The sequence below is a fragment of the Blautia sp. TM10-2 genome, from assembly GCF_003480845.1.
GTDB classification, from domain to species: domain Bacteria; phylum Bacillota; class Clostridia; order Lachnospirales; family Lachnospiraceae; genus Fusicatenibacter; species Fusicatenibacter saccharivorans.
In genome coordinates this window covers 1-12,100 of the sequence record NZ_QUJZ01000022.1, presented here as the reverse complement: position 1 = coordinate 12,100, position 12,100 = coordinate 1, and the positions used below count along the sequence as shown (strand labels likewise).

The window sequence follows — 12,100 nt, the reverse complement described above, 5'->3', positions numbered from 1 at the left end:
GCTCATTTTACTCTTTTTAACTCCCTTTGTTCTGCTCATTTTTCACATATCCGTTTTCGCAACATCTGCACTATTTCGTCATTATGATTATTTGTGCTATTTTTCCGTCTTTTCCGACATTTTTCCGTTCGCTTTTTCCATCTCTTTGTGCTATGATGAATATCGTATCAATTTCAGGAGGTTTTTTCTATTATGAATACTGTTTCTCATAAGTACCGACAGTCAGCGCTTCTGCTTCTGACCGCTGCGATCTGGGGTTCTGCCTTTGTCGCACAGCAGACCGGTATGGATTATGTCGGACCTTTTACGTTCAACGCGGCACGAAACCTGCTCGGCGGACTTACGCTTCTTCCGCTGATTGTCTTTTTCTCCTCGCGTAAAAAGCGAACCCTACCGCCGGATGCTTCGTCAGAAAATGGCACACAGCCAAAAACGCTCTGGGCGGGCGGTATTCTCTGCGGCATCGCACTGTTTGTCGCCTCAACTCTGCAGCAGATCGGCATCCAGTACACAACCGTCGGAAAGGCCGGTTTTATCACCGCACTTTACATCGTACTTGTTCCGGTCTGCGGTTTTTTTCTCCGAAAGCGTGTACAGCCGAAGGTCTGGCTCGCAGTTCTTATTGCCGTCGCTGGTCTCTATCTGCTCTGTATGACAGACGGCTCCTTCTCTTTGCAGAAGGGAGATTTTCTTGTGCTTGCCTGCGCGCTCGGATTTACCGTACATATTCTGGTTATTGATCATTTTTCTCCGCTTGTCAGCGGCATCAAAATGTCCTGCATTCAGTTTTTTACCTGTTCGATCCTGTCCGCTGTCTGTATGGTTCTCTTTGAAACCGTAAACTTCTCCGATCTTCTGCACGCCTGGATGCCGATTCTCTATGCCGGAATTCTCTCTTCAGGTGTTGGCTATACCCTGCAGATCATCGGGCAGAAAGGATTAAATCCTGCCACAGCTTCTCTGCTTATGAGCCTGGAATCCGTTTTTTCTGTTCTTGCCGGTTGGATTCTCCTTCATCAGGCTCTCTCCGCTCGCGAGCTCTCCGGCTGTATTCTGATGTTTGCAGCGATCGTGCTGGTACAGCTTCCGAACTTTCACAAAGCCAATGCTGTTTCCTGATGTTATTCCTTTTTCAGTGTAAGAAAGATTTCTGTTTTGCGAGCTTCTTTCTTACGGCAGCTTGCTTTGATGACATAATTCCCCTCCGCCGCAGCGTGATCCTGTCCGGAGGGCTTTTTTACGCCATCCGAAAATTTAACCGAATCGAGCAAGTCCCCGGCTTCCATTGCGAATATCCGCCTGCCTAACATTTTTATAGCATAAAAATACAAAATTCTGCATATTGATTGCAGGATTTTTTAATTCGTGCTACACTGTTTTTATTGTACCAATAAGCACTTATTTTTATTAGGAGGTTCTGTCATGCCCGTTTTTGATTTCAGCAATTCCCCGGAAAAAACAAAAGTTTCCGAATGTACGTATACTGTTTTCCGCACAAACGCACCGTTTACTTCTCCGGATCAGCCGATCCTAATTCTGGATACAAAAGAGAAGGCTTTCCCGCATCATCCCTGCGGTATTTTCACAAACCCATCCAAACGGACCTCGTTTGAATTTAAAGATGAAGAAGAATCCTTCATTGCCGACATTCTTCAGATCGATGCCCGTTTTGTCAGCCTTTTAAAATGGCTCGGTGAAAACCATATCAATGTCCGCCTTTCCGGTACACAAACATCCGACGGTTATGCAGTTTACAAAATCCGCGAGATCGCTTTCGGTGGCGGCGCAAAGCTTTCGGCTGAGGATGGATTTTTACAGTTTATGATTGAGCGTCTCCTCGCCAGCAATGCACCGGAAGAAGAAGTTGAGGATGAGGATCAGGAGGAAACCGGTGACAGCATGAAGCTCACCAGCATCCAATCCATCACTGATTTTATGAACTGTGCCGGAAGAACGCTGCCGGACAATATCCGCCTTTGGGCTCGTCGAAACCTCGCTGTTGCCCGTTCCCACGAAGTCTCTCCCGAAGAACGTCGTCACGCACAGCGCGCCCTCTCCATGATGATGAATATTCAATGGAAAAGCAACTATTTTGAAGCCATTGATCCAGTGGAAGCACGCCGGATCCTCGATGAAGAACTATATGGCATGGAACGTGTGAAGCAGAGAATTATCGAAACCATCATTCAGATTAACCGGACTCATACGCTGCCGGCCTATGGTCTGTTACTGATCGGTCCTGCCGGAACCGGAAAATCGCAGATTGCTTATGCCGTTGCACGTATCTTAAAATTACCGTGGACAACACTCGATATGAGTTCGATTAATGACCCGGAACAGCTGACCGGAAGTTCCCGCATCTACGCAAACGCAAAACCGGGAATCATCATGGATGCTTTTTCCATGGCTGGTGAATCCAATCTCGTCTTTATCATCAATGAGCTCGACAAGGCTGCCTCCGGCAAAGGAAACGGAAACCCGGCAGATGTTCTGCTGACCCTTCTTGATAATCTTGGTTTTACCGATAACTATATCGAATGTATGATCCCGACCGTCGGTGTATACCCGATTGCAACCGCAAACGACAAGGACCAGATCAGTGCTCCGCTGATGTCCCGCTTCGCTGTGATTGAAATTCCGGATTACACACCGGAAGAAAAGAAAATCATTTTCTCCCGCTATGCACTTCCAAAGGTGTTAAAACGTATCGGTATGAAAGAAAAGGAATGCATTCTGACACCGGAAGGACTCGATGCCGTAATCTCCTGCCACGAAAACACAAGCGGTATTCGTGATCTTGAGCAGGCTGCTGAGCATATCGCAGCAAATGCGTTATATCAGATAGAAGTCAACCATGTTTCCTCTGTTACCTTTGATGCAGAAATGGTACGTGAACTGCTCTTGTCCTGCTGATCTGCCTTATTTTCTATTTTGAAGGCGTATCAGGGTACGGCGAAAACCAGTGACGCAACAATTCACGCTCTGTGGTGCTGAAATTTTTTGTATTATTTTAGAGTGTGCTGTAAAATAGTTTCCTGTCCCATCAGTCTGTACTTTCGGGCAGGGAACTATTTTATTTCTCCAGATATTTTCATAAAAGAAAGCCCCTGACACTTTCATGTCAGGGGCTTCCTTTCGATCAATTCAGAAAATTTATTTCTGCGGGCCGGCGGAAACGAGTGCTTTACCAGCAGCGTTTCCTTCATATTTTGCAAAGTTCTTGATGAATCTTTCAGCCAGATCCAGTGCTTTGGTCTCCCACTCGGAAGCATCAGCATAGGTATCGCGAGGATCCAGGATAGCCGGATCAACGCCCGGAAGTTCAGTCGGAACTTCGAAGTTGAAGTACGGAATAGTCTTCGTCGGAGCTTCGTTGATAGCACCGCTTAAGATTGCATCGATGATTCCACGGGTATCACGGATGGAGATACGTTTTCCGGTTCCGTTCCAGCCTGTGTTAACCAGGTATGCTTTTGCTCCGCTCTTCTCCATTTTCTTAACAAGCTCTTCTGCATATTTGGTTGGGTGCAGCTCCAGGAATGCCTGGCCGAAGCATGCAGAGAAGGTAGGAGTCGGCTCGGTAATTCCGCGCTCGGTTCCTGCAAGTTTTGCAGTAAATCCGGACAGGAAGTAGTACTGAGTCTGCTCTGGTGTCAGAATAGATACTGGCGGAAGTACGCCGAATGCATCTGCGGACAGGAAGATAACATTCTTAGCTGCCGGTGCAGAAGAAATCGGGCGAACGATGTTCTCAATGTGGTTGATCGGATAAGATACACGAGTATTCTCGGTTACGCTCTTATCATTGAAGTCGATCTTGCCTTCTGCATCAACGGTAACGTTCTCAAGCAGAGCGTCACGTCTGATTGCATTGTAGATGTCCGGCTCAGACTCTTTGTCCAGGTTGATGACTTTTGCATAGCAGCCGCCCTCGAAGTTGAATACTCCGTTGTCGTCCCAGCCGTGCTCATCATCACCGATCAGAAGACGTTTCGGGTCTGTGGAAAGAGTTGTTTTTCCTGTTCCGGAAAGTCCGAAGAAGATTGCGGTGTTCTCACCGTTCAGGTCTGTGTTTGCAGAGCAGTGCATGGAAGCGATGCCCTTCAGCGGCAGATAGTAGTTCATCATGGAGAACATACCTTTCTTCATCTCTCCGCCGTACCATGTGTTGACGATAACCTGCTCACGGCTTGTGATGTTGAATACTACTGCTGTCTCAGAGTTCAGACCCAGCTCTTTGTAGTTCTCAACTTTTGCTTTGGATGCGTTGTAAACAACGAAATCCGGCTCGAAGTTCTCAAGCTCTTCTGCTGTAGGTTTGATGAACATGTTAGTTACGAAATGTGCCTGCCAAGCTACCTCAACGATGAAGCGGATAGCCATACGGGTATCTTTATTTGCGCCGCAGAATGCATCTACAACGAACAGTCTTTTGTTGGAGAGCTCTTTTTTGGCGATCTCTTTTACTGCTGCCCATGCTTCCTGGGTTGCCGGATGGTTATCGTTTTTGTACTCATCAGAAGTCCACCATACAGTATCTTTCGAGTTCTCGTCCACAACGATGTATTTGTCTTTCGGTGAACGGCCTGTATAGATACCGGTCATAACGTTAACTGCACCAAGCTCTGTCTCCCGGCCTTTTTCATAGCCTTCCAGCTCTGGTTTTGTCTCTTCCTCAAATAACTGCTCATAAGAAGGGTTGTACACAATTTCTGTGGTACCGGTGATGCCATACTTTGTTAAATCGATCTGTGCCATCTTGTAATTAACCTCTTTCCTTTGATAGTAATACTGCTTCATTCTGCAAAATGCAGAAATTTGAAGGTATCCTTTAGAAGAAACCGGACCAGCCGGCCTCTTCTACTCTAATTATACATAAAAGGCCAAAAAAATCAACTGAAAATCTTCCGTTTTTTTACAGAACGTGTCCCAAAATCTGTAAAAATTTTATAAACTTCGATTTTTCGAAGTTTTCTGACAATTGCATTTTTGTACACTTCATCCTGCAAATTGACATTTTTTGATTTTTTATGTTATAATATTAATAATTATGTTCGGAAAGAAGTTTCTTTATGTATTACGATCTGACCCGCGGGAAAATCTCCCGCTCTCTTATCCTGTTTGCCCTGCCGATGATCGCAGGAAATCTGTTGCAGCAGTTTTACAACATTGCCGACACCCTGATCGTCGGACGCGTTCTCGGAAGCAATGCGCTCGCCGCCGTCGGCTCCTCCTATACGCTGATGACGTTTCTGACTTCCATTTTTCTCGGCCTGTCGATGGGCGCCGGTGCGCTCTTTTCGATTTATCAGGGACGAAAAGATCTTTCTTCTTTAAAACTTTCGATTCTCCACGCGTTTCTGCTGATCCTTGCCGTTACGCTCGTGCTGAATCTCGCTGTTTATGCAGGCATCGAGCCGATCCTTACGTTTCTTCGCGTCCCGGATGAAGTCCGTCCCGGCATGCGGACGTATCTTCTGATTATCTTTGCCGGCCTTATTGCAACATCCGTATACAATTTCTTTTCCTGTATGCTGCGCGCGCTCGGAAACTCTTCTGTGCCGCTGATTTTTCTCGCTGTCTCTGCTGTGCTGAACATTGCACTGGATCTGCTCTTTGTCGCTGTACTGCCGTTCGGCATCGCAGGCGCGGCGCTCGCTACGGTTCTTGCGCAGTATGTGTCCGCCGTCGGTATTCTGCTCTATGTGCTGCTCCGCTGCCGCATGTGGCTGCCGTCAAAAAAAGAATGGCGTTTCAGCCATTCCATTTTAAAAGAGATTCTGAATCTTTCTTCGATGACCTGCATTCAGCAGTCGGTCATGAATTTCGGCATTCTAATGGTACAGGGGCTCGTCAACAGCTTCGGTCCGGCGGTCATGGCGGCATTTGCGGCCGCGGTGAAAATTGATACCTTTGCCTATCTGCCGGTGCAGGATTTCGGAAATGCCTACTCCACTTTCACCGCACAGAATTACGGGGCCGGAAATCACGAGCGGATCCGGCGCGGCACGAAAGATGCTTTTGCACTGAGCGCTGCTTTTTCCATCGTCATTTCTCTGCTTGTCAATCTGTTCGCGCATCCGCTGATGCAGATTTTCGTGAAAGCATCAGAAATGGAGGTCATCGCGATCGGCGTACAGTACCTGCGGCTGGAAGGCTCGTTCTATCTCGGCATCGGATGGCTGTTTCTGCTGTACGGGTATTACCGCGCTGTCAAACGCGCCGAGATGTCGGTTGTTCTGACCGTCATTTCGCTTGGCATGCGTGTGGCGCTGGCATACCTTTTCTCCGCCACGGCGCTTGGCGTTGCCGGAATCTGGATCGCCATTCCGATCGGCTGGGCACTGGCTGATATGACCGGACTTTTCTTCCTGCGGCGTGCATTCCGATCGCAGAAGCCTGCATAAGTTCCGAATCTTATATCGCAGTACGGTTTTCTGCGGATAAACTGCGGAACTGCCCCGGCGTCTGGTGCATGCGTTCCTGGAAGACGCGGTTAAAATAGCTGATATTTCGGAATCCGCAGTCGCTCGCAATCTTGCTGATCGCCTCCTCGGTGGAAAGCAGCAGCCGGCAGCTCTCGGCAATCCGCAGGTTATTGACATACGTCACGGCGGAAATATGCATAATCGACTTAAAGAAGCGGCAGAAAGCGCTCTCACTCATATGAAACTGGCTCGCCAGTTCCGCGATTTCGAGATCCTCACAGAAATGAGCATTCATGTATGTGAGGATCTCTTTCATTCTGCTGACACGGTAATTCGTCGAGGCATCCGTTTTTCCGCCGTTCTTTTCTGCCGCACTGTAATATCCCTGCCAGATTTTCAGAAGTTCCGCTTTTAACAGCAGCTCCCAGCCCGGTTCTTTTCTTTCCTGCAGATTTCGGATCTCCTGCATGGCCTGTGCCGTTTTTTCTGCAAGGCGTGTCCCCCGCTCTGTCTTGGATGGAAAACGGATCTCGGAGGACAGCACTGGTTCGATATACTGCTGCTGGATCCGGTCAAGCGATGTGCCGGACAGAAAACGCGGCTGGAATACAACGGCAAGAAACGTAAATTCCTGTCCGTCGATTCCCTCTACCTCATGCAGACGGTTTGCATTGACAAAGGCGGTCTCCCCTTCCCGCAGGAGAAAGGTCTCGGTATCCATATGAAAAACAGCTTCGCCCTTTACTGCATAAAAGAGCTCCACTTCCTCATGCCAGTGGCAGTACACCCGCACGGTACTCTGCAGGTCTGTCTCGAAAACGTGAATGCTCAGCGGAAAAAGCTCATCACCGTGGGGCTGTGTTTCTTTTCGGTAATTCATCTGTGAGAGCATATTTTTGTCTCCTCTCTTGTTTTGCTCTGCGGTCCCAATTGTAACACGAACTTTGCGATTCCGGCAAGTTTCCATGTTCTGCCGGCGAATCGCCCTTCCATGACCGTATTTTTCCTTCTTAAATGATAATAATTATCATATTTTATCAGCTTATTGACATTTCTTTTCATCCACGCTATATTTTAGATACCCCGATAGGGTATGTGATTTCAAATTTTTCATCAAACCCCAGGAATACAGTCCGGCACGCTTTCGTTTCGCTGTATTCCCGGAAGAAAGCAGGTATTGTATGATTAAAACAGTCTTAAAAATTGATGGTATGATGTGCGGCATGTGCGAATCCCATATGAATGATGTAGTCCGCAAGAGCTGCTCTCCAAAGAAAGTAAACTCTTCTGCAAAAAACGGCGAGACCGTTGTCATCAGCGAAGCGCCGCTCGATATTCCGTATCTGAAACAGCAGATCAAGGACATCGGATATGAGCTGGTTTCGTATACGAGTGAGCCGTATGAAAAAAAGGGATTTTTCCATTTCGGACGATAAGCGGATTTCATGCCTTTCCTTTTGCAGTTTGTGCGTCGGAAAAAAGCACCGTTTCAGAAGTTTATTTCCTTTTGGAAATCTGCCTCTGAAACGGTGTTTTCTATTTTTTATCTATGATTTGATCAGCCGCAGCAGCATCCGCAGGACGGCGGCGTTTCTTTCTCCTCTTTTTTCGGAGATTCTGCGCCCAGATCGTACCAGGTCGGGTCGATGTCGAATCTGCGGTTGTTTCCAAGATAGATCGGATGGGTCGGGTCTGAGGACAGGTAGGCGCGCTCGGTCGAAACCTTCCACTGTGCATCCCAGTCAATCTTCGGAAGTGCCAGATCGTAGTGTGTGCTGGCGCGGAAGCCGTCTTCCTCTCCCTCAATTCTTCCCTGGCGGATGATGGCTGCAAAATCTGTGTGATGTGCAAATGCCGGAATCTCCCACAGCTCTTTTGCGTAGCCCCACAGGTTTTTGTAAGTGTAGAGCGGACGCTTCGTCTCGCCGAGCTGTGCGGTATAGCGGATGTCCAGACGGGCAAGTGTCACGTACAGGCGGATATCGGAATCGGTTACGTAATCACCGAAGAGAAAACGATTGGTTTCCAGCCGTTTTTCCAGGCGGTCCATCGCAGCGTAGAAGGTGTTCACACCGTCGAAATGGCCTTCGTTGCTTCTGGAGAAGGAACTGCGGTATACCGCGTTGTTGATATTATCGAAGAGTCAGAGATTCATCTTGTCAATCTCTTCCCGCAGCTCCACCGGATACAGCTCCGGCGCGCCTTTTTTGTGCCATGGGCGGAAGTTGACCTCGAAATAAGTGGTCAGCCAGTTGTAATCGTTGTTGACTACCTTTCCCGTCGTTGTGTCGATCAGCGCCGGAACGGTCGTTCTTCCCTGGTAATCATCATCAGCACGGTAATACGCCTCAGAGAGGAACTGATCACCGAGCACCGGGTCGATGTTGTTTTCATTGTAAACGTATTCCCAGCCAAGGTTTTTCTCATGCGGGGCATGTTCTACCATATTGACGGAAATCTGATCTTCCAGGCCCTCCAGCTCTCTTACGATCGCCGCGCGGTTGGACCAGTGGCACAGCTTTGCCCAGACGAGACGGTATCTCTTATTACCTTCTGCCTTCAGATCGTTTTCACCGTCGCCGAACGGAGTCGTGAAGTGATTCGGCTGTCTGCGGAAATAGCCGTTTTTGTCGATCTCCGATACGGTTTCTTTTGGTCTTACGCGGATTTTTCTTCCATTTACAATCTCATAATCATAATTCGCCATTGATTTTCTGCCTCTCTTTCGCATGTTCTATCGAATGAATTTTCAAATAAGAAAGCTTTTATTTTCCTATTATTTCGCTATGTTTTCGTAAACGGTAGAATACGAGTACCTTGACAAATAGCAGACCGCTTTTGCGGTCTGTTTATTTTCCGCTGGCTTTTTGCGGCTTTCTAATGTTTTCGGGCAACATATCTGACCATGGCAGAAGTTCTGCAAGAAAATCTGTGTTTTTGTCATCTACACGTTTGGGAATCTCCGTAAGCAGATATTCGAAATAATCGAAAGGTTTCAGGTTATTCGCCTTTGCAGTTTCTGCGATACTGTAGATGATCACTGAACTATTGGCTCCATTGACCGTATCGATCATCTCCCAGTTTTTCTTCCCTATACAGAATCCACGGATCGCACGTTCGCTGGCATTGTTGTCTATTGGAACATCCCCATCTTCCAGAAAGACTTTCAGGTAGCTTTCCTGGTTCAGTGCATATGTAAATGCTTCCCGTATTTTACCGTTCTTTGGAATTTTAGGTTCATTCTGTTTCAGGTACGCAAAGAAAGCATCCACCAGTGGTTTTACCACAAGCTGACGCTGCATGAGCCTGTCTTCCGTAGAAAAATCAGACAGTTTTCCCTCTTCCCGGTAAATGGCCTGTATCTGTTTCATGATCAGATGCAGGATCGATTCCTTTCGGTGTGCTTTTGGTATCACTTCCAGTGCATCGTTAAACCTGCGCCTGCAGTGAACCCAGCAGCCTGCGATCTTCAGATCTTCACGCTCCTTTTCCAATGTATGATATACCTGGTACCCATCCGTAACACAGATCCCGGTGTAATCCCTCAGGAATTCCCGGGGATGGGATGCATTACGCGTTTTCTGGTATTCATAAAGGATGATCTGACGATCCCGGTACATAAAGCCGGACCGGTACACCCACATGTAACTCTGGCTGCCGGCAGGACGCCCGTCCTTATTTACAAGTACAGGAGTCTCATCTGCCTGTATCACATGATAATCATACAGAAGTTTATGCAGATAATCATACATGGTTCCCAGATATTCTTCCCCAAGACGGATCATCCAGTTCGCCATGTTCTGTCTGGTAATGGCAAGCCCGTACCTTTCGAATTCTTTTTCAAGACGGTAGAGAGGTACCGCATTTACATACTTACCATTTATGACTGCCGCAGCAAGGGACGGGGATACAAGGCTTCCATGAAGCAGATTTCTGGGATGGGGTGCCTTTATCATGTGTTCATCCAGTTTACTGGAATAAACGCCGATATGATGTTCCTCTATCACGACACTGGCCGGAATGAACTGATAACATCGGGAAATGGCATCCGGAAGCTGTTTCCATCCGTTTTCACCAAACTCAGCCGTCAGTTCTTCCTCTTTCAGATAGTGATCAATACGTTTTACTGTCAGCCCTGCTATGTCAGCCGCTTTTTTCCCTGGCTGTTTTTTCTTTTTGGGTGCTTTCAATTCCAGGTCCTCAGGTTCCGGTGCATCCAGGTCGCAGACTGCCTCTGCTTCATTAAAGAATACGATAGTCCCGTCTACTTCCATGAAACGTATCTGTTCAGAATCCGCCATTTTTTCGCTGGATCTGCCAAAACGGTTCTTCTGGAAAAGGACCATCTGTTCCATCATCAGCTGCATCCTGTCATTTAAGGCCTGCGTTTGCCTGGACAATTCTTCCATCTGTCCCTGCATCCCAAGAAAAAGCTCTATCAGCAGATCCTTATCAAACTTATTCAGTTGTTCTTTTGTGTACTTGATCGTCATAACCAGAACTCCTGTCTTTATACTGATTCCGATTATAACAGAATTTTTGTATTTCCGCCAATCCTTCAGATATGGGCTTTCGTCATAATGACGGTGGATAATACATCTGGAAAGCCGTTGTTTTACAGCTTTTCAGATGTATTATCCACAACAGTTTTTCTATTCACACGATAACAAATGGAATGAGAAAAGACTGTTTGTGGATAACCTTTTTCATCCGGTTGATACACATCATTTTTACAGTTTTGGTACTTTTTTATTTTCGGCATTTTGCACAGGCTACATAATGCGGGGTGTCTCTTTCAGCTCAGAGATCGGATGGCGTGCAACGATCTCCAGCCCCTGCATCAGCATACGGTACTGGTCGTCTGTGATCGCCATTGCCTCATCTGCCGAACGGGGCCACCGGAATGCACCATTATCGAGTCTCTTGTACATAAGGAGAAAACCATCGCCTTCCCAGAGCAGTGCTTTGATCCGGTCACATCTTCTTCCACAGAAAAGAAACAGTGTATTTTTGTCGTAAGGATCAAGCTTAAACTGAAAGCGTACGATCGTTGCCAGCCCATCGATCCCACGACGGAGATCCGTAAATCCCATCGCCAGATACACCTTTTTAAATCCGGAAGCATCTGCATCATTCAGCATGGGTAAAAGCCTTTATGAGATGGCAGAGCATTTCCGGTGAAGTACCGGAAAATATCTCAGCTGACAGTCCCCTGGTATTTTTAATACGGATCATTGGCAGAGTTCCTGCCGAAATGCATGTACCGGATTCTTTTGGAGTATCTGTTTTCTTTGGATCTGGTGCAGGTGCGGGCAGTTCCACAAAAGCAGTGGTTTCTGTGTCCTGCATCTGATCCAGGCATATCTGCCTGACACGCCGGAGACGGTAATAATAGTTGGCTTTTGTAAGATTATTTTGGGTACACCAGGTTTCAACATCCATCCCTTTGGGACGGTTCTGACAATTCCGGATCTGTTCTGCCCATTGTCGGATTCTGACCTGCTGAGCTACAAGGCTGGTTTGCGTAGCAATAATATTCCTCCTCTGAATCATAGTCAGTTAAAAAAGTTAAGTACTAAACTTTTTTGACTATGTTATTTTGTTGAGTATGATTATGGCATGCAAATTCCGGCTCATCTGACCACGCATTCCGCTAAGAGCTGATCAGTCTT

10 protein-coding genes are annotated in these 12,100 nt (G+C 47.1%); 4 read left to right on the top strand and 6 right to left on the bottom strand.

The window, feature by feature from the left end; translation table 11 throughout:
• Positions 1-192: 192 nt before the first annotated feature.
• Positions 193-1,119 carry a DMT family transporter gene (locus DXD92_RS17780; RefSeq protein WP_118641213.1) on the top strand — a complete coding sequence of 309 codons (927 nt, stop codon included), beginning with the start codon at positions 193-195 and terminating at the stop codon, positions 1,117-1,119.
• Positions 1,120-1,422: 303 nt separating this feature from the next.
• A complete protein-coding gene (locus DXD92_RS17775) occupies positions 1,423-2,913 on the top strand; it encodes an AAA family ATPase (RefSeq protein ID WP_118641211.1) in 1,491 nt (496 codons plus the stop codon).
• Between the two features lie 240 nt (positions 2,914-3,153).
• On the opposite strand, the gene pckA is transcribed toward DXD92_RS17775, so the two are convergent.
• Complete coding sequence (pckA, locus tag DXD92_RS17770; protein WP_118641209.1) at positions 3,154-4,758, bottom strand: phosphoenolpyruvate carboxykinase (ATP); 1,605 nt, start codon at positions 4,756-4,758, stop codon at positions 3,154-3,156.
• 314 nt (positions 4,759-5,072) lie between these two features.
• On the opposite strand from pckA, the gene DXD92_RS17765 reads away from it, so the two are divergent.
• Complete coding sequence (locus DXD92_RS17765; RefSeq protein WP_022461056.1) at positions 5,073-6,407, top strand: MATE family efflux transporter; 1,335 nt, start codon at positions 5,073-5,075, stop codon at positions 6,405-6,407.
• A gap of 10 nt (positions 6,408-6,417) precedes the next feature.
• Here the strand turns inward: DXD92_RS17765 and DXD92_RS17760 are convergent, their stop codons facing one another.
• Complete coding sequence (locus DXD92_RS17760; protein ID WP_055228413.1) at positions 6,418-7,320, bottom strand: AraC family transcriptional regulator; 903 nt, start codon at positions 7,318-7,320, stop codon at positions 6,418-6,420.
• Positions 7,321-7,609: 289 nt separating this feature from the next.
• On the opposite strand from DXD92_RS17760, the gene DXD92_RS17755 reads away from it, so the two are divergent.
• The gene (locus DXD92_RS17755) at positions 7,610-7,864 is read left to right on the top strand and encodes a heavy-metal-associated domain-containing protein (RefSeq protein WP_022461058.1); all 255 of its coding nucleotides are present in this window, start codon (positions 7,610-7,612) and stop codon (positions 7,862-7,864) included.
• A 122-nt stretch (positions 7,865-7,986) separates the two neighbouring features.
• Here the strand turns inward: DXD92_RS17755 and DXD92_RS19130 are convergent, their stop codons facing one another.
• From DXD92_RS19130 to tnpB, 4 genes are all read right to left on the bottom strand, one after another.
• Positions 7,987-8,499, bottom strand: coding sequence for a glutathione S-transferase C-terminal domain-containing protein (locus tag DXD92_RS19130; protein WP_243030619.1), 513 nt, complete (start codon positions 8,497-8,499; stop codon positions 7,987-7,989).
• A gap of 72 nt (positions 8,500-8,571) precedes the next feature.
• Positions 8,572-9,135 (bottom strand): hypothetical protein, encoded by a 564-nt coding sequence (locus tag DXD92_RS19125; RefSeq protein ID WP_243030617.1) that lies wholly within the window; start codon positions 9,133-9,135, stop codon positions 8,572-8,574.
• 142 nt (positions 9,136-9,277) lie between these two features.
• Positions 9,278-10,921 (bottom strand): IS66 family transposase, encoded by a 1,644-nt coding sequence (gene tnpC, locus DXD92_RS17745; RefSeq protein WP_118601343.1) that lies wholly within the window; start codon positions 10,919-10,921, stop codon positions 9,278-9,280.
• Between the two features lie 279 nt (positions 10,922-11,200).
• Positions 11,201-11,569, bottom strand: a complete 369-nt coding sequence (tnpB, locus tag DXD92_RS17740; protein WP_009243734.1) for an IS66 family insertion sequence element accessory protein TnpB — start codon at positions 11,567-11,569, stop codon at positions 11,201-11,203.
• Positions 11,570-12,100: the final 531 nt, after the last annotated feature.

Excerpts from the sequence above, each read along its gene's own strand:
- tnpB (WP_009243734.1), bottom strand. The coding sequence starts at position 11,569 with ATGCTGAATGATGCAGATGCTTCCGGATTTAAAAAGGTGTATCTGGCG.
- pckA (WP_118641209.1), bottom strand. The coding sequence starts at position 4,758 with ATGGCACAGATCGATTTAACAAAGTATGGCATCACCGGTACCACAGAA.
- DXD92_RS19125 (WP_243030617.1), bottom strand. The coding sequence starts at position 9,135 with ATGGCGAATTATGATTATGAGATTGTAAATGGAAGAAAAATCCGCGTA.
- DXD92_RS17780 (WP_118641213.1), top strand. The coding sequence starts at position 193 with ATGAATACTGTTTCTCATAAGTACCGACAGTCAGCGCTTCTGCTTCTG.
- DXD92_RS17765 (WP_022461056.1), top strand. The coding sequence starts at position 5,073 with ATGTATTACGATCTGACCCGCGGGAAAATCTCCCGCTCTCTTATCCTG.
- DXD92_RS17760 (WP_055228413.1), bottom strand. The coding sequence starts at position 7,320 with ATGCTCTCACAGATGAATTACCGAAAAGAAACACAGCCCCACGGTGAT.
- DXD92_RS17755 (WP_022461058.1), top strand. The coding sequence starts at position 7,610 with ATGATTAAAACAGTCTTAAAAATTGATGGTATGATGTGCGGCATGTGC.
- DXD92_RS17775 (WP_118641211.1), top strand. The coding sequence starts at position 1,423 with ATGCCCGTTTTTGATTTCAGCAATTCCCCGGAAAAAACAAAAGTTTCC.
- tnpC (WP_118601343.1), bottom strand. The coding sequence starts at position 10,921 with ATGACGATCAAGTACACAAAAGAACAACTGAATAAGTTTGATAAGGAT.